This window comes from Bradyrhizobium arachidis, from assembly GCF_024758505.1.
Classification (GTDB): Bacteria; Pseudomonadota; Alphaproteobacteria; order Rhizobiales; family Xanthobacteraceae; genus Bradyrhizobium; species Bradyrhizobium manausense_C.
The window spans coordinates 1,156,808-1,174,472 of sequence record NZ_CP077970.1 but is presented as its reverse complement, the minus strand read 5'-3'; the positions used below and the strand labels follow the sequence as shown (position 1 = coordinate 1,174,472).

Genomic DNA, 17,665 nt, shown 5'->3' with positions numbered 1-17,665 from the left:
TGCCGCCTTACACTTACCGCCAGTCGGCCCGACCTTTCGGAAGTGAAAATGTGAGCGGGAAAGTCTTCGCAAAAAGAGCGTTGAGCGCGGCCCGCTCCTCAGCAAGGCGTATCTCGATGAGCTGGCTTTCTACGTCTGACAATCCTGTCCCTAGCATCCGCCGACACCGGTGTATGTTGTTGCGGTGAGCACGAATTCGAGCCAAGTCTTCATCTAGCATCGTCGTAACTCCTGAACAGCCATATCCTCTTTGATTTCGAGCAGCAGCAGAGATTTCGCAGCGCGGGACTCTGGCCCGTTAGAGTGCGCACCGCGCCAGCTGATTGTTGTCGTGGAGTTTTCCGACGAAAACCGAATAAAGTTCACCCAACTTTTGAAATGACCTTCTTAATCCAAGTCGCTTTTCGCCGAGAGAGCGGCGTACCGTTCGCGCGCCGTGCTCCATACATAGACTATATCTGGTATCGATTACTGCGATGGCTTCGCTCGGGGCGCTCGAAAACCGCATCTGAGCACTTTTTTTGAAGGATTCCCTCACGCGGGCGAGCATGGCTTAGTAATGGACCGTTGCCGCCTATTTGATACATCAGTCGTGGAGCCCGGCGAGCACCCGCTCCATCCTTCCGCGCGGGGACCGCCAGGGCTTTCCGCTCCAGGTTGGCCAGCACTAGCTGCTCACCGCTCACGAGCTTTCCAACCAGTCATTTTCGGATTGGATAACCTGTCGCGAGGGCGGGAAGTTTTTTGCAAAGTTCGTAGATTGGCGTTTCCGATTTTGATGCGGTCCTGCGGCAAGTAGAGTCCCTAGCTTGTCCCAAAGGACGTGGTGTTCCCGGAGTGCTGGCGTGATTGTCAAGTTTGCAGCCACGTCGCGGCGGGGCCTGTAGCTCAATGGTTAGAGCCGCGCTCATAACGGTCTGGTTGCAGGTTCGAGTCCTGCCGGGATCGCCAACGGCAAAACCGGGCGGGGCTTGAAATCATTGTAGAAAATGCCCCTCAGTTACCCACTTTTTAGAACCTCTGTTCCGGTGGGTAACAAACTGGCTTCGAGCCCTCGCCCACAGAGCGTCACCCAAAGAGCCGCCGGCTGACGTTAATGATGAAGCCAGCGGGGACACCGATCACCGCCCCGAGCAGGCCATAGCCGAAGGCGCCGAGGGTGCCGACCATCACCGCGCCGTAGAACAAGCCGATCCCCGAGCACAAAACCGTCATGCCGATCAGGGTCTGATCGTTTTTCTCTTCGATCCCGTGCAGGCGTCGCTCTTTGGGGTTTTGCAGGTAGGGCCCAGCCGGCTCAGGCGAGCCGCAGTGCGGACAGGTCACGGCCGAAAACGAAACATTGCCGCCGCAGTCATAGCAGCCGATCAGTTCCCGGTGTGTGCGTCGGTTCGTCATGCGCCGCTTGTAGCCGCCTGGCTGTTGCGGCGCTACACGCTCTCCCGTGCGGCTCTTGAAGACAGAGGTCGCCAACTGACGCCGCCTTATTTGCGCAGCGGTCTGGCTGTCGCGGAGGCTCCTTCACCCGAGCGGGGGCCGTCGGCCGCGCTGGCTCAGGTGCACGGCTCCGCTCCAGCACACGGCCAAGCCCGTACCTCGATCGGTCCTGTAAAATCGACTCTAGTGAGGGTTCTTCAGCCATGCGCCAAATATTTCGAGAAGCGAGGCCCGGCAATGGAGGCTAAGCCAAACCGGACCTCGCAGCCGCCAATCCCGTGGTGGGGAATCGACGAAGGTGAAGAATCGCATAGCCAGCTTGCAGTCGGTAGCGGCGCCCGCTGGTCCATGCGCCGTTTTTCGTCATAGAGGCGGTCCATTTCGCCGGAAAGCGCAATTCGGCGTCAATGCTCCGTTGTTTGGTCCCGTGCGCATCTGGCGCCAGCAAATGGGCAGACGGCCGGCGCTAAGCCGTGCGCGGCATCCATTTGGCCGCGGCCTCTCGTGCCTCGCCCCACAACCTCGCGGCATAACCAAGCAGCAGGAAGAGCGCGAATTCGCGGCTGATGCGTCCATGCATCAGCGAAATTGTCGCCACATAGACCAGGGCAGCGGCAACGAAGCGATAGTCGGGCACAATCGGCGCGAGGGTGCGGACCCCGCGCCAGGCGCTGACTACGAGCGTCAGCAGGGCGAGCCCGGCGAGCCAGCCGAACTCGATCGACGCCTGCAGGAAGACGTTGTGCACGCCGATGCCCTTGATGCAGCCACGGACCTCAAAACCATCCAGGCCAATTCCGAACGGACCCACCGCCGGCAACAGGCGCAAGGCGTCGCGAAAGAGCTGGCCGCGGATCGCAATCGAGTTGTCGCGATCGACCGCCTCGCAGGCGATCGACCAAGGTGCGGCCGCCGCATTGAAGGCGTGGTCGACAAAGATCCGCGTCGTCTGCCAGCGCAGCGCAAGCGCGACGACGATTGTGCAAAACGCCATGGCGGCCAACACCGCAACCCCCCGCCGATTCCACATGCGCGGTCCGAGCACAACGGCAACGAACAGCGCCAAGGCTAGCGCCGCAAAGCTGAAGCGCACCATCGAGGCGACAAAGATCGCAGCCGGCACGGCCGCGAGGACACCGAGCACGATCAAGCCAGACGTACGGGACAGGCTCGTCAGCCAGGCCAACAGGCAGAGACCCATCAACATCGAGAACTGTGCCGGCGCGGCGTCGAATTGGCCGAACACCATTGGCTTGCCATGCGGCGCCGACCACTGTTCGATCAAGGCGACCAGCGTCGCTAGCGCGCCAGCCGCCGTCACCGCCGACCCAGCAATCATCAGTGCACGCCGGATCTCGCCTTCTCCGGACAGACGCCCCGCTAGATAGCACCATAGCGTAATCGCCAGAAGCGCCAGCTCCTTGAGGTCGCTTCCATGGCCATTGACAAGGAGCGACAAGCCGACCGACGCTACAAAGGCGATGAACAGCCCATCACACAGGTTGAGCGAGACGGCGCGCCACTCTCCCAGCACGACTAGGAGCGCCACAGGACCGGCGAACAACAGGCCGGTCACCACGGATCCGGCACCAAGCAACCCGTGCGCCAGGACAGCCAGCGAGCCCGCCGAAACTAGAATTCCGAGCAAAGCTGCTCGAATAAATGAAATCTGCAAATCAGCCCCATTGCAGGCCGCTTCGCCTGCACAATCCACGCGAAAATCACATTATAGGTCGCAGCGAAGTCGCTTTGCACCGCAACCGCCACGTCCGGCGCGTTCCTGCGGCATAAAAAAGCTAAACGCGCAGGTTCGCAGCGCCCCGACCGGAGGCTAGCTGATTTCGGCTGGCCAAACTGGATCGACAAGCGCGCCCGGCGATCAGTCGGGTGAAGGTCACCTAAAGGGCAGCCCCACCACATCGGCGCTTTTTGCTTTTTCGGTCGTCGACAATAACCAGGCCGCAACCAAGATGCCGATCGAGGAAGCGATCGGCCGATAGACGACCGTCGCGTGGATCTGCGTGTGGTTGCTCAGAATCTCGAACCACAGGAACGGAATCAGCGCTGGCAGCGTCAGCGCTACAAAGAGCCTTGGCCGGAATTGACAGCGTCCTGCACAGAGAGATGGCAGCAACATGAGCAGCATCGCAGACGACGGCATTGCCCAAATCTGCGACACGGCGGTGCGGAGCATGTTCGCCGAGGGTGCGAGCAAACGGTGATCGACCACCTGCTCGTAGCTGCCGTCAATCCGGTATCGCATGACGTCTGCGATGTCGCGTAGCGTCGCGATAGGATCCGCAGACAGCGCGGCAGCGAGGCCCCACTTGCTGGCCCATGTCAGCGCGTAGCCGGCTGCCCAGGCGCTCAGGATCGCAGCGCAAAGGGTAAATCGGCGCTCCCCCGGATTTGCCGCCGACAGGAACAGGAACGCTATCAACATCGGCTGCCATGGTGGGTTTGTAAGGAAAAACACTGCCGAGCAAGGCAGCAATCGCGATAAGCCGCTCGATCGAAGCGTTGCGGCTGAGCGCGCGGGCAAAGAGCTGCTCCAGCCATGACGACAATTGTTGCGGCGGCGTGGACAGTGATGTTGTACATCCGCCAGATATCGGTAAAGGCGACGGTTGACACCACCAAGGCGCGCGCGGCCGGCCTACCTGTCAGCTTCTCACTTTCCGCCGCAAGCCAGGCGAGCGAGGCGATCAGCCCTATCAGCATGACGTAGCGCGCATGTTCAACGGGCAACCAGGCCGTTAGCGGATCGAGCGACACGCGGTAGCCGTGCCAATACCGCGAGTACGGCAGCCAATAGATGTCGTGGCCGCCCTCGGCGATGCCGGCGCGCAGATATCCGCAAACAGTCCTCGGCTTAACAAGCCCAACCGGACGGGCCGCAGCCACGGCATTCTGCAATGGGCTAGCGCCTGGCTCGAGCCCAATCGCAAGTGCAACGCATTCCGTGTCCCAGTCGCCAGGGATCGCTGGCGACGCGATGTGGTCGTCCTCCTGCACGACGGCGGCAAGATGTGCTGCACGACGCGCCGTCGGCGCAACGAAATCGAGTGCCGCTAGAGCGGCCACATAAACCGGCTGCAGCGCGAGCACCAGCAACACGGCGGTGAGACATCCCCGCAATTCATGATCGGCCGCCGGAGTCACTGTGCGTTCTGGAGTGGTCGAAGCGATATTTCCCGAAGGCGATGCTCGTTGCTCGGCATCGGAAGGGAAAGATATGTCAGACGCTTCAATTCCCGCCGACCACGCGTTACGGTATCCAACACCAAGCTGGAGCTAACAGACAGCACGGCCAGAATCATGAGCCCCGTGGACAAAACCGCAGTCGGCAGATGAGGCACCGTCCCGAGCTCGAGATACGTCACCGCCAGCCGTCGCGACCTCCGCGGTCGGCAGCATCAATTCCAGCGCATGGACGGTGATCTCCGTTTCGATCTCAAAGCTGCATGCCCAAACACATAATGTCCCCCAGCACAAAGCACACGAGGCGCTCGCCGAAGATGCCAAACTTAGGCAGCCTGGCGTTCAAGCCCTGGTCGCGATCTATGTCGTTCCGCATCAAACGCAATCCTGAGTCTCGCTTAGGCGAGCCAAGTCCTCGGATTGATGAGCAAGAAAAAAGGGCCGCTTGATTAACAAGCGGCCCAAGTCTAGGGAGGAAACGCCCAAGGAGGGCACGATAGCAAGGCGCTACCGCACTGCGATAATACGCGACCGCACTGCACACGCAAGTACTTTCGTCAGCCGGGCGCCTGCCCATCTAGAGCCGACGGCGGCGATTCCCTGTTTGCGCTTAGGCAGAGAAAAATTTTTATGGAGCCCGTTCTGGAAAACTCCACAGGACGACAAAGTGAGTTTCAGTCCGGCAACGGCAATGAGCTATGCTGGATTTTGCGTAGATTAGGTGATCAAGCGGCGTACTTAACTTGACCCGTTTTGCGTTCGACACCAGAGAGCTATATTGCTGCGGATCACGGTGATGCCGTTGGCATCTTCGTGCGTGACGGCAATCGAATCTCTCCTCCCGACTTTCCGCTCCGAACCAAATGTCGACAATGCGACGCGTGGGGCGCGCAGACTCAAACCTTCTGCGTTCGGCACGGCGCTTGCTTCTGTAGCCTGGCATCTCCGATGAGACGGAACGGTATGTCTAGGGAGCGGACCTGCTGTCGCTGGTCCGCTCCCACCGTATTTCGGTGAGACACGATGAAGCAGCAGATCGGAGCTGCCTTTGCTGCAACAGCATTTGCTCACACGCAGCATCGACGTTCTGGCCGATGTATGGACGCGAGAGTGCACGTGCCAAATCTCGGCGTTCTGCTTCCGAATTGCGTCTGGTTCGATGCAGTCGGGATCGTCGAACGCGAACAGCGCGATGTCGGGTTCCAATTTTCCCCATTTGAGGCGCTCACCCAATACGAGGCAATTGATGAACCTCCAGTTTTCAAGCGGCACGCTGCTTGCTTCAGCCGTACCGCCGTCACCCGACGCCAGCTTCACGGCGCTCGGCTGAGAAACGGGAGAGCGCACGGAGTGTATGATGAGATCTGGAGTTCGTTCTTGCGGGGCCACAATGATTGCGCCGCTCGCAAGCTGCGCAGCCAATTCGGTGGGCTTTGGGCCAGTATTGAAGCTGCCGCCCGCTCTGTGGAGTTGGTCGGAAGATATAGCGGCTCGTAGGTCGGCGATGGTTACTGCCGGACGTGCTTCAGTAAGACCTGTTTGCCAATATGGCAACGTCGTCGACCACCGCGTCTTCCTGGCAAGTAATTTTGGTCGACAAGATGAGGTCACACGCAGTGTGCGCCTTTGAGTGCGACCTGATGCGAACCGGCAACTACCACCCGGCCCCCCTCCGTAATAACCGGCATTCTGATCGAGCCGACGCGGCGCCGGCGACGAACAACGATGTGGCGGCCAACTGCGACTGCAAGAAAGCTAGTTCAACGATCGCAAGCTCCAACGCTAAAGCCTTAACGCGGCTGAGGGGACAACGCTTGCCCTCTCCTCAATCTGATGCTCTGCAATGATATCGCGCGAGGAACTCGGGAACGGGCATGTGTGCTTTGAGGCACGACGGCAAATCGGCCGCAAACGGAAGACTTTGCAAGTTGCAAGGTGACTTCGAACAAACGATCGAAACGGACAAGCTCTCTCCGGCCTCAGCGCTTTCTCGACATTCTTGAGAGTTGCACACCCCGCTGTGAGACGCTGCTGCGCTGGAACGATCCGTAGCCTGTTCAAACCGTGCTCTCGAGGTACATGCCAAACTGCTCTTTCGAAGGAAAAGGCTGATGGGAAGTCGTTACATGCCACATATCGGGATGGTTGCATTGGCCAGTCAGCAGTATCTGGCGATCGCGTTCATCTATTCGGCCATTCCTGTGATCCTTCGGGGCAACGGCGCCAGCCTGGAACTGGTCGGTTTGTACAGCACGGTGTTCTTTGCCTTCACCATTAACTTTCTTTGGGCCCCCGTCGTAGATCGATGGAGCCTCAACCGTCTCGGACTGAGGCGTTCATGGATCCTGTTGACCCAAGTCGCCACGACCACCGTGCTTGCAGCGATGGCATTTTTGAATCCGAAGACCGATTTCGTGGCGATTTTTCTAGTATCTCTAGCGCTTGCGACCATTGCCGCCACACAGCGGATTGCAACGTTGGGCTACATAGCGGAAGCCCTCGATTCCGGCGAGCGTCCGCTCGGCGCTGCGCTGCTGGGCTGGGGCCGGGTCGTCGGCCACGTGATCGGTGGCGCGGTCTGCCTCCAATTGATTGAGATTGTTGGTTGGCGCCCGGCTTTGCTGGGTTTAGCAGTGCTGCTAGCCGTTTTCGCTGGATGGGTGTTTGCGATTCCTGAACCGCTCCTTTGCAAAGACCGATGGCGTTCGCCGTTGCGCCTGTCTATCTTCGCGATCTTACGTAACAACAGCCTGTGGACGACGGCCGCATTGATCGCCCCCGGCGTTATCGGAGTCGCTGTGGCGTTCGCAACCATGCAGCTGCGGCTCGTTGATCTCGGCTTTGCTGCGGCAGATATCGGATGGATCGCAGCGCTTTCGAACGTAGTGACGTATACTATCATCGCACCGCTGACCAGCGCGATCCTGGCCCGAATGGCGCCGCAGCGAGGCTTGATCTGGGGCTGCGCAGTCCTGGCCATCGGATTTGGAGCGCTCGCGATTATCGATCGCTATATCGGCGTTCGCGTGAGCGCTGTCGGAAGCGTTGGATTCGTATTCGCGGCACTCGCAGTCCAGCATGTTACATTCACGAATTGGTTTCTCGGTCTCGCCCGGCCAGGCAAGGCGGGGACCGATGTCACGTTCCTGACTTCGGCCATGTCGGCATTCGCATTGGTGGGCTTCGCGCCGAGTGGGTTTATCGCGGCGAGATTAGGCTATGGGGTCACGCTGATAGTGCCGGGCCTCGGCTATGCTCTTTCAGCCGTGCTCGCTGCGGCATTGCTCCGCCAATCTGACACCGCAGCGCCTGAGGAGGAACTGATGATCGGGCGCACGCACTAGCTAACCGTAAGCGTTTGGAATTCCCAAATCACGCCGGTTCCAAGCTTCCTGCCGGCGAGGGAAGCCGGCAGGCATGGCGAAATCACTTTCGCAAGGCGGGTGGTCGCCGCCGTTGACGGCGGCATGTCGCGCTGCGAGCTGCGACGCACTTTCGCGCGGGCAGGCCGAGTTCGATCGGCTGGGTGACGCAAGCGCGCAGCACTAAGCCTTATGGACAAAAAAGTCACACATAGTTTGGCGGAAGTTTGCGTCCTTCAGCGTTTCTATGCTGGGTCGGACCTTTTGGATCACCGGCCTGCGACCGTCAACCCCCTACTCCCTGTAGTTGATGAGGTCGGCAACATGATCTTGAACCCTCGACAACATCCAAGTCGAGTCTGTCGAGTGATAAGGATTTTTCATCGAGATCATTTCGCGACGCTCCGGCCCGCTCAGCTTGTCGCCGTCCACGGTCGCTCGTTCGAGTGGCTGGACATCCGCACCGAGACAGTCGCCCAGCTGCGCGATCCGGTGACGCTCGAACGAGCGTGGGTACCCCTGGCCGCGATCACCGTTCCGGCGGAGCCAGAATGGGCACCGACGCATCCCGCAGTCGCGGATGCAGATCGCCCACTTTGTAATTTTTTCCGTCGCTTCGTTCGTCGTAAAAAATCAGCTTCTCGCACCAAAGCGGACTATCCTGAGCGCCACAAAGCCAATCGCTCAGCCAATTAGCCTCACGGCCTAATCAGCCAGCTTCACAATGTCGTCCATTGCGCCGCTCCGGATTCACCTACATCTCGGACGACCCCCGCAAAATAGCCCCGGCTATCTCAGACGCCGGGGCATCAACTCTTGCCGAATGTCAGGAGGCCCGTCTTGTTGCCCTACGGATCGAAATGCAATTTCGCATCTGCTAGTCCCTACTCAGCCGTACCCTTTGTGTGGTGATACTTAGCAATTCCATTCTGTTGGGGGGACTTCTGTACCGATTTGCGAGGCTTCTGAAGAACTCACGCACATCCGCCGGTTCAATGGTAAATTCTCCGTAATTTGGGTCGAAGAGCGTCACTATTTCATCCGATGCTGACGTCGCGACTAAGTGATGTTCCTGTCGCCCATCGCGCTCGAAACTCAAGCTGAGCAAATACGTCCTCCCATCGGACACGATCTTGTCCTTCAATTCCGAGAATTGCTCAGTATCGCCGAAGGCGTACGTGTTACCTTCGTTGGATGGAAAAAAGCCCGCGTCCGTCACCACGGTTGCCCGTGCCCTAAAATTGGCCTCCGAGCGTTCTACATCGTCCTCTCGCAACGATCTAAAGATATCTTCATACCGTTGTTGAGACCTGGCGGCTGATCGGTGCCCGTTCGATCCGGGTGACAGCGCAGCCATTCGTGAACTTGGGCTTTGCGCGAGATTGGAAAGCCATCCAGCCACGAGCCCAACGCAAATGTTTTGGACATTCGCATCGCGCAATTCAGCAGTCCTGTATTGAAACACGGAGGTGCTCATCCTTGGGGAGGATGTACTGTTGGCCAGATTACTGGCGCAGCACCCCATTCCTTCGGGCAGATCCCCAGGCGGCAGATTCCTGTACCGTGCAAGATCGGTAAGTTGTTTATCGAAGCCGTCGCTGTTGAACGAATTGTTCAATTCGTCATTCTGGCCCGGACGAGTTGATGATTGGCCGATTCGATTGGGCATCTCGATTTTCGCCTCGTATGAAGGTTGCGCCGCCCCATCACGGAGAATGATAGGCAGCAAGGCTGACGGCGAGCTGACCGAGCTTCGGGGCTATACCCGAGGCCTAGGCGACCTGACTGACAACCGCATCAATAGATTTGAACCACACAGCTGTATCACTGCACCGTTTCTTTCCAAGAAAACAGCAGTGGAGCATTCTATGGCGCGGCAGCTAGTCCTACTGCGTCACAAACGGTGATCTGTTTATTGGTCGAACTTGATCGTACGACAAGGACATCTCGATACCGTTCCGACGAGTTCACCGGCCGTTTGCGCCGCACTCAAAGCTTTCATGCGGCCGCCAGGTTTACCCGATGCCACTCATGGTCCTCAGACAGCCGCCATGCCTTCAGGTTCGCGACGCAACAGGTTAGAGCGACGATGCTCGCCGTCGTGAGTGGCTTTGAACGGATCAGCTGCGAATGCCGATCGAGAGCCATCCGTTTTCCGGCGGATTTCGTCGGCCTCATCAAATTCAGGCCCATCCAATTCCGCGGATACCGAGTCTGCGGAAAGCTTCTGGCCGTGTTCGATCACCGCAAAGATTGAGTCCTCTTCTTCCGCCGCGATAGCTTGCAAGGCTTGCTGGCACAACGGCTGGCCCTACTAGCGGGGCTCGGCGTGATAGTCCTGCAGGGCGATTGACGGGACCGCGCGTTCGCTCTTCCGTCTTTCCTGTTTTTGCGGAGTTTGCGGCTCCTCGCAAATTAGAGGATTGGCAAATTCCATCGTCATGGCATTGCTAGATCGGCGATGTAGCGGCCGTTGATGTCCGAACGTCTGAACCACTTCATTTCATTTGTCGTCTGACGGCCATCCGACCACCTAACGGTAACGCCAAATCGTGACGTTGCGACGATTACCCCAATTTGAAGGCCTTCTGCACGAGTCCAACAGACATAATCCCCATTCTTCAGGCTCCTCGCCTGTTCCCCGTCATCGCATCGCCTCCTACCGAGATTAGAGATGGCAGGTAAGGCGTTCTTTTGAAAGCTATACGCAGGGATAGTCGCACTCCACCGCGGCCTGGCAAGGTTCTGTAGCTGTGGGCCTCATAGCTGTGTGCCTCACGGAGGTCCGTCGTGGTCTTTCGAGTAATGCGTGAACCGACCGGACCGTCTGCCGCAAGCGCGGGATGGGCGGACCACGGTAGCTAAACCGAGTCCGCCCCCGCACATCACCGGGCCGGGGGGCGTTAGCTGGTGACGATGCCGTGAGCCAGGCAGAGTGTGCCGTATCGAAAGTTACCGATTCCGCGCGCACTTTTTCTGGCGAAGCACAACGTCGTCATGGCGAAATCGTTCCCAAGCTGCCAACTATGGCGCATTGGTTGCTCACGCCTTGTGTCGCAGATGAATCGTAACCGACCGCAGACGTGTAGCTCGTCCCGCCATTGGGGCGTTCTGGACAACGATGGCAGCCCCGCGCGGGCATCCGAAGAATTGAGGCGTCTGCGAGCATGCATTCTTTATGACCCGTCAGCTTCCCGAAAGCTGGTTCTGCGAAAATGAAACACGAAACAATCTATGCTCAATCAGAATAGAATGAACGTCGACCCACGGAACACCACAGACTTCATTGAAGCCTACAATCTCCCGTGCCAGCGGCAACAGCCGGGCGAGGTGAGCGGAAAAACCAGCTCAGCGGCCCTCGCGTCACCGGATCAGGCGAGCTTTGAGTTGCACCTAAGCGAGTTGCGGCCAAGCCACCGAACATCTGATTCAGTTGCCGTTTTGGTACATTCCAAGCGTGACTCGTCCTCGATCGTGACGACTGGCAATCAGAAAGCACGCAAGATTCCCGCAAGCGAACGGTGTACAGCTTGGTCCTTTGTCAGGGGGCGCGCCGAACTTGCCGCATCGTTGGCTGGAGGGAACGTTAATGAGCTCAGACGCGAAATCAGGCTAGCTGAGGAGCAAGCGTCGCTCTGGCCAGATACGACCGGATCTTCCGTCGTCAGTGTTGATAGTCGCAGGGTTTTCAACGACGTCCTGGCATCGTCGTATCTACAGTTACAGCGTTTTCAGAACAAGCCCGGCCATTGCAGGCCGCGCATAGACGGCAATGTGAATGCCATGGCGCATGTACGTTCCATAGCGAATTTACGTCGCGACGCTTGCCCGCATGTTTCTGAGGCGTTCTGCGACGAAAACATCGATGAGATCGATATGGCGCGTATGGCTGCAATGCACACGCAAGGTCATGCCAACTGTTCGTCTTTCGTGTCATTGGCCCAACACCCTTCACGACTGCTCGTTTCGGAGGACGACGGTCCAAAGGGCGCGAAGGCAATCGCAAAGAAAGCTAAAGAGTTGCACACCTACACGGTGCCGAGTGTTGCTGCCTGGCCGACCAAAAAAATCGAGGACATTCTAGCGCGCGGGAAGGATCTCGGAGATCCGAAATTGCGAAAGTGGGTGAGCGGAATACCGACCAAGGAGACCGAGGTCTTGTTTCTGGGCAGCAATCTGGATCACTATCGGACCGCCAGCGGACCAAATCCTTACAGGCCGAGAGCAAGTGAATAGATAACCGTCCGTTCTGTAATCATGGCCGCACGTCAGTCTGTTGCTTACCTAACGGCCACTGATTGGTTGCGCAGACCACGAGGACGATGATCGATGTGCGATCACGACTTCAAGGCCTGCCTTGCGGACAAACTCGTGCGGTCCCGGTCGTTAATCCTTCTGACAGGAGAATAGTTATGGGCAGCTGCATTTCACGACTGAGCGTGCGGCACGAGACCTCTCAGGATGATGGACAACAGGCTCAGGAAGCCGAATTTGCTGGTCACCTGAGTTCTGTGCAATCGCGTCCAACTCGATCCAGTCCCGAATGGCAGCACTCGCCCGGACCATCTCGCGAGGCCGGTGGCGGAACCGCTTCGCATTGTATTCCAGCCCGCGTTGACGAGAAGCTTCAGTTACTTGGGCAAACACTTGAGCGTGCCAGCCAGGCGGGAATTTCGTCCGGTCTAGTGGAATACGGTCAGCAGGTAGCTCGCTATCTGTCTGCCAACAAGCAGCCCGATGAGGAATTGTTGTCCTCCGATCTCGCCAATCTTGATGGCCTCGCAGACAGCTATAACGGGCGCTACTCGGGCCTCAATCTTAAATACATGGACTCGCCCGCCAAGCTTCTCGAGGCACTGGCCGACCGGTCGTCGGACAGTGCATGGCGCGCCGTCGTGCGGCTGGCAGAAGGCGAGTCGCACCATTTTGCTGCTGACGTTCGAACCCGCGCCGGAGCGCCGCCGACAGTTATCGTGATGGAGGCGGCCGACCTTTACAGATTCGTGACCCAGTACACCAAGTTGCGACGGCAAACGCTGGGGCAGCTAGGAACGGAGCCGAAATGGGCCTTTATCGGGGTTGGTGCGCAGAAATCTGCCGCCGATTGCGTGATGTTCAGTATGCAATTTGCGCTGGCGGCACATCAAAAAGCGCCCACGTTCGATGACTGGCATGACAATCTTCATCAGCGTGGAACGCTTGCCGACGAGGGGAATGATTCCAGCAACTACCTTCCATCACCCGACGCTATTCTGGAATTTGCCGGGATAAACCTCTTCCACGGAGAACAGTTTCTCCCAGCGTTGTTCTACAAGCACTCCCATTCCGGCGGAGTAATCGATGAGCTTGCAAGCTACCAACCCAGTATCAAGGACGAAGATGTGAGCACCAGCAGGCGCGATCCCAAATCGGAGACGCTGGCCGGACGGCATGATGCCTTTACGGTCCAGCGTGACCCTCTCCGATACAGCGCATCTATCGAGGCGTCGAGGGCAACCAAGGTCCGGACGGCACTGGACAGGATATTATCCGACTGATCCGATCTGTCATGCCAGTTTGAGCTAAAGGCCGCTCGGACGAAATTAGAGTTGCTGAGCTGGACGCTCTGAATGTTTGATGGTGTTGTCCTTCGACACGGAAAGCACGAAGGGCGCCCATCCTCGGCACATCAGATGTTGCACAATCGCGAGAGAGCAGCGTTGCAATGCGCATGCGGGACCGGCTGACGGCGCGGGGTTGTCGGAGATCCAAGTGGTCATTCGTTCACCCGGGGGCGGGGGACGACGCGCTGGCGTCGAACGCATAGTAGCGCAGGTTTGCCTTGGTAAGGCTGAGCGATAGACTTGTAAAACTGATGGGTCATGAGGATTTCTTCGCCGCACTCAGTCGTGAGCTTTTCGTCGAGAGCGAGCAGGTGCGAAAATCCGGACATTTGGCAGATTAGCGCTACATCGGCGCGAATCGCCCACCCGATGTCATGACTGCGGTCGAGTGCAAACAGGGATTGAGAGCCGCCTCTGTTATTCAAGCGCGCGCTTCACAGCACGAGGCCCCGGTCTGCGAGCACCTGGTGCGTTAGCGTGCCCTTGATCTCGCGGGTGATTTCTTTGAGGATCTGGGCTCCGATTTCCCGCTCGGCATCGGCGTCGCCGGTCAGTTGATGTTCGGCGAGCCGTTGTGCCAAGCGGCTTTGAAACTCACCGCCCATCGCATCGGCGAGCCGCCTCTGCGTCGCTGCATGGGCTTCGGGTGCGATTCGGCTCACCACCGTGTCCCAGGGTTGCCAGCGGGTTGCCAGATAGTCGGTGAATCCGGCCGATTCTTGGGTTCGCACCGACGTCTCGGCCGCGGCAATGTCGTGCTCCGTGACGTGGGCGACGGCGTAAAAGCGCATGTTCGGGGCGATGTGCCGCAGTTGCAGCGGCTCGCGCAGCTTGACCTGATAGGCGAGATAAACCTCAATCTCATCGACGAAGCGGAGCGAACGCACCTTCTCGCGCGCAATCCCCTCCAACGCGTCCAAGCGGAACATGATGCGGCCCTCTTGGAGGAGTTCGTCGAGCCGCTCGTCATAGGCCCCGTCCTCGACATCAGCGTTCAGACGTGCGGTCTGCATGCTGTTCCAGGTCAAAATGATGCGATCTTCGCAAGTCTCGCTCGCTCCGATGGCCAGCTGAAAGTATTGCTCGCGCAATCGCGGCCTCGTCGTGGCCTGCCGCAAACCGTCTGCCACCGCCTGCCGGAACGCGGCATCACCATAGTTCACGGTGTCCGGCAGCCGCAACCTGTCGAGAAAGCGTGAGTATTCCTGGGCACCCGGTTCATCGGCGAAGCCCTGCCACGCGACCGCGACCGCCGGCTCGTCCTTAAGCCAGTCCGCGACTGCCTCGGCCAGAGGCCGCGCCTGACTTTGCTCCGCTCCGCCGCCCATCGAGAAGAAGACCTGCGGGCCGGCATAGCCCTCGACATTCATGGCTGCCGCCAGGTTGGTCCGCACCCGCTCGGGCAGCGGGTTCTCATCCAGGTCAATGGTGCACTCAGAGCCGAGCTGCGTCAGTAGGGTCTCAGGCAGGCTGGTCAGCTCGTTGTGATCAGCGTAGAGCGTCATGAGTCCAGTCGGGAGGGTGTTAGGCAAACTGGTCAGCTCGTTACCGCCGATGTTGAGCCAATTGAGCTCGCTTGGGAGGGCTTCGGGCAGCGTGGTCAACCGGTTGCGGCCGGCGTCGAGTTGCCGGATTCCAGCCGGGAGGGTCTGGGGCAAACTGGTCAGCCGGTTGCCGCGGGCGTTCAGTTGTTGAAGCGTCGCCGGAAGGATATCGGGCAGACTGTCCAGCTGATTGTCGTCGACGTTCAGGCGCCGAAGTCCGGCCGGGAGGCTAGGCAGGGTGCTCAGCTGGTTGCCGCCGGCGTCGAGACTCTGAAGTGTTGCCGGAAGGGTATCGGGCAGGCTGACCAGCTGATTGTTATCGATGTTCAGGCGTCGGAGTCCGGCCGGGAGCGCGGCGGACAGGGTGGTCAGGGACAGCGATGAAAGATCCAGCGACGGCGGCAGATCGACATTGACCACCGCCTCGCACAAAGCTCTCGTTCGTCTTACCGCCTCTTGCCGATCCTCGTGTTCGCCCTGCCCCTCTTCGCCAGCCCAGCCTTCCAAGAGCCCGTCCAGTGACATCTCTCTGCCGGCTGGGGCCTGAGGGTTGGTTGGATTGCCGGCAGGGCCGGCGGTGGAGGCCCGCGCTCTGGTCAAGGCCCCGACCCACTCCGTTGTGGCGCGGGCGAGACCGCATAGGCAACCTTGCCGATGGGCTCGCTCGGAAGCTTCGGGAGTAATGCCAGTGCCCCGCTGGGCCGGCCCTGTGTCCATTAATGCCGCCTCTTAGGTCGCCAAAGGGAATTTGCTTTTCGAAGCCGACAGCTGCCACCGCGGACGGCGACCGCCGACGAATGACGAACATGTCGCAGACAATCAAAGACCAACGTTCGCTACCCCGACCACCGAACACACTGCCAATTCGCCCGCCGGGCAGTTGCAGCCTGACTTTGTATGTCGGTACGGAATTTGGGCCGTCGAATCGCTTGATACTGTTAAAGGGACCATCCCATTCTCCCCTGCCAGATCGCGGAGAGATCAAGCGGGACCGGTCAGTCTCGATAGGCACATTCTGACGATAAGGAGCTTACCTGTCGGTAAGCTGACCGGCCTTGGATGAATTTCTTGGGAGAATATCTTTGCGTTCTCCCTTCGATGTCAGGGGACACGCGACGCTCCAGCCGCACTCCTGCTCTTACCCGGCAAGCAGATTGGCCAGTGCAACAGCACATCTGCCAAGGACTCCGTCAAGTCAACGAATTGGAGCGGCCGAGGGGACAGCCGGCCGCATGCCGACCGCCCGAGACCCTCTTTGTCGCCGCCATCGCTTCCCCACCGACTCTTCCCCTCCCTGAAGGGAGGGGATTTTTCCGAGGAGCCTTAAGCGGCTCTACGAGATTTGCGGCGGAAGGAGACCTCCACCGCGGGCCGCGTTCCGGCCCTGAGAATGTTGCGGGCTGCGTTCACGTCGGCGTGCGCCTCGTGTCCACAATCGTCGCAGGCGAAACGTGCTTGGCTTTCGCGATGGCGTGCGTCGATAGAACCGCATTCGTTACAGGTCCGCGACGTGTTGCGCGGATCGACTTTAACCAGGCGACCGCCGGCCGCCTCCAACTTGTAGGCGAGAAAGGTTTCGAATTGATGCCAGCCGTGTTCAAGAATGGACCTGTTAAGGCCGGCTTTCTGGCGGACGTTGCGACCGGGCTCCTCAGCAGTGCCTTTCGCGCTGGCCGTCATGCTCGACGTCTTCAGGTCCTCAATGGCGACGAGGCCGAACCGGGCGACAAGGCCCGTAGTGGCCTTGTGGTTCCAGTCCTTCCGGATGCGCGCGGCCTTGGCTTTGATCGCAGCAGCGCGCAGTCGCGCCTTGGCGTAGCGTTTCGACCCGCGCTTGCGCCGCGCGAGAACCTTCTGCGTCTTGCGCGCCCTCCTGTCGAGAAGTCGCAACCGCTCAACCGGGACCGACGCCAACTCGCCGTTCGAAAGCGCAATGCTGTTCGCTACGCCACGATCAATGCCAACCGCCGGGCGGATGTTGGTCGGCGCTTCGTGCTCGATCTCGCAGGCGAACGACACGCACCATCCGATCGGCGTCAAGCTGACCGTTACGTTGTTGATCGTGCCGCGCAACGGGCGGGTATCGCGCAACCGAACCCAACCGATTTTGGGCAACCGAACCTGAGATCAGTTGCGATTGAGCCGCCGTATCTCCACCTCGCGGCCCTGAATCGGAACGTCTCGTGGAGGCTTTTACGCCGCGGTGTCGGATACTTCGCGCGGCCGGCGAAGAAATTCTGATACGCCTTGTCGAGATCGCGCAATGCTTGCTGCTGGCAGGTCTGCGATACGGCCGCAATCCAGTCAAAGGAGGCACGAAGCGTGGTCAGCTCCCGGCATTGGCTGGCGTAGCTAATTCGGCCTCCGGTCCGGGCCGCGTATTGCCGCCAGAAGTTTTCCCGCTGGTAAAGCGCGGCGTTGTAGACCGCACGGCACGCGCCTGCGAACTGCCGAAACAGCACTTCCTGTTCGGCAGTCGGATCGAGCTTATATTTGAAGCCGCGGCGGATCATATTGA

14 protein-coding genes and 1 pseudogene are annotated in these 17,665 nt (G+C 59.2%); 5 read left to right on the top strand and 10 right to left on the bottom strand.

Features of this window, described 5'->3' with window-relative positions; translation table 11 throughout:
* Nucleotides 1-1,068: 1,068 nt before the first annotated feature.
* From KUF59_RS05480 to KUF59_RS05460, 5 genes and pseudogenes are all read right to left on the bottom strand, one after another.
* Complete coding sequence (locus KUF59_RS05480) at nt 1,069-1,473, bottom strand: hypothetical protein (RefSeq protein WP_258768591.1); 405 nt, start codon at nt 1,471-1,473, stop codon at nt 1,069-1,071.
* 430 nt (nt 1,474-1,903) lie between these two features.
* Nucleotides 1,904-3,085 carry an O-antigen ligase family protein gene (locus KUF59_RS05475; protein ID WP_258768590.1) on the bottom strand — a complete coding sequence of 394 codons (1,182 nt, stop codon included), beginning with the start codon at nt 3,083-3,085 and terminating at the stop codon, nt 1,904-1,906.
* Between the two features lie 246 nt (nt 3,086-3,331).
* Nucleotides 3,332-3,880, bottom strand: a complete 549-nt coding sequence (locus tag KUF59_RS05470; protein ID WP_258768588.1) for a hypothetical protein — start codon at nt 3,878-3,880, stop codon at nt 3,332-3,334.
* A complete protein-coding gene (locus KUF59_RS05465) occupies nt 3,874-4,554 on the bottom strand; it encodes a hypothetical protein (protein ID WP_258768587.1) in 681 nt (226 codons plus the stop codon). Before KUF59_RS05465 ends, KUF59_RS05470 begins: the two co-directional genes overlap by 7 nt.
* Nucleotides 4,555-4,595: 41 nt before the next feature.
* Nucleotides 4,596-4,896 (bottom strand): annotated as a pseudogene (locus KUF59_RS05460) (hypothetical protein); the annotation flags it as partial.
* Between the two features lie 765 nt (nt 4,897-5,661).
* Here KUF59_RS05460 and KUF59_RS05455 point away from each other — a divergent pair.
* The 3 genes from KUF59_RS05455 to KUF59_RS05445 all read left to right on the top strand — a co-directional run bounded on the left by KUF59_RS05455 (nt 5,662) and on the right by KUF59_RS05445 (nt 8,696).
* Nucleotides 5,662-6,135, top strand: coding sequence for a hypothetical protein (locus tag KUF59_RS05455; protein WP_258768581.1), 474 nt, complete (start codon nt 5,662-5,664; stop codon nt 6,133-6,135).
* Nucleotides 6,136-6,749: 614 nt separating this feature from the next.
* Complete coding sequence (locus KUF59_RS05450; protein ID WP_258768580.1) at nt 6,750-7,982, top strand: MFS transporter; 1,233 nt, start codon at nt 6,750-6,752, stop codon at nt 7,980-7,982.
* A gap of 384 nt (nt 7,983-8,366) precedes the next feature.
* Nucleotides 8,367-8,696 (top strand): hypothetical protein, encoded by a 330-nt coding sequence (locus KUF59_RS05445; protein WP_258768579.1) that lies wholly within the window; start codon nt 8,367-8,369, stop codon nt 8,694-8,696.
* Nucleotides 8,697-8,877: 181 nt separating this feature from the next.
* On the opposite strand, the gene KUF59_RS05440 is transcribed toward KUF59_RS05445, so the two are convergent.
* Complete coding sequence (locus tag KUF59_RS05440) at nt 8,878-9,669, bottom strand: YopT-type cysteine protease domain-containing protein (protein WP_258768577.1); 792 nt, start codon at nt 9,667-9,669, stop codon at nt 8,878-8,880.
* 369 nt (nt 9,670-10,038) lie between these two features.
* Nucleotides 10,039-10,302 (bottom strand): hypothetical protein, encoded by a 264-nt coding sequence (locus KUF59_RS05435; protein ID WP_258768576.1) that lies wholly within the window; start codon nt 10,300-10,302, stop codon nt 10,039-10,041.
* A 932-nt stretch (nt 10,303-11,234) separates the two neighbouring features.
* Between KUF59_RS05435 and KUF59_RS05430 the strand changes: the two genes are divergently transcribed.
* Nucleotides 11,235-12,236, top strand: a complete 1,002-nt coding sequence (locus tag KUF59_RS05430; protein WP_258768574.1) for a hypothetical protein — start codon at nt 11,235-11,237, stop codon at nt 12,234-12,236.
* 176 nt (nt 12,237-12,412) lie between these two features.
* Complete coding sequence (locus tag KUF59_RS05425; protein WP_309500929.1) at nt 12,413-13,537, top strand: YopJ family acetyltransferase; 1,125 nt, start codon at nt 12,413-12,415, stop codon at nt 13,535-13,537.
* A 500-nt stretch (nt 13,538-14,037) separates the two neighbouring features.
* On the opposite strand, the gene KUF59_RS05420 is transcribed toward KUF59_RS05425, so the two are convergent.
* From KUF59_RS05420 to KUF59_RS44200, 3 genes are all read right to left on the bottom strand, one after another.
* A complete protein-coding gene (locus tag KUF59_RS05420) occupies nt 14,038-15,864 on the bottom strand; it encodes an NEL-type E3 ubiquitin ligase domain-containing protein (protein ID WP_258768573.1) in 1,827 nt (608 codons plus the stop codon).
* A 606-nt stretch (nt 15,865-16,470) separates the two neighbouring features.
* Nucleotides 16,471-17,238 carry an RNA-guided endonuclease InsQ/TnpB family protein gene (locus tag KUF59_RS05415; protein ID WP_258768571.1) on the bottom strand — a complete coding sequence of 256 codons (768 nt, stop codon included), beginning with the start codon at nt 17,236-17,238 and terminating at the stop codon, nt 16,471-16,473.
* Nucleotides 17,196-17,660, bottom strand: coding sequence for a helix-turn-helix domain-containing protein (locus KUF59_RS44200; protein WP_408918063.1), 465 nt, complete (start codon nt 17,658-17,660; stop codon nt 17,196-17,198). Before KUF59_RS44200 ends, KUF59_RS05415 begins: the two co-directional genes overlap by 43 nt.
* Nucleotides 17,661-17,665: the final 5 nt, after the last annotated feature.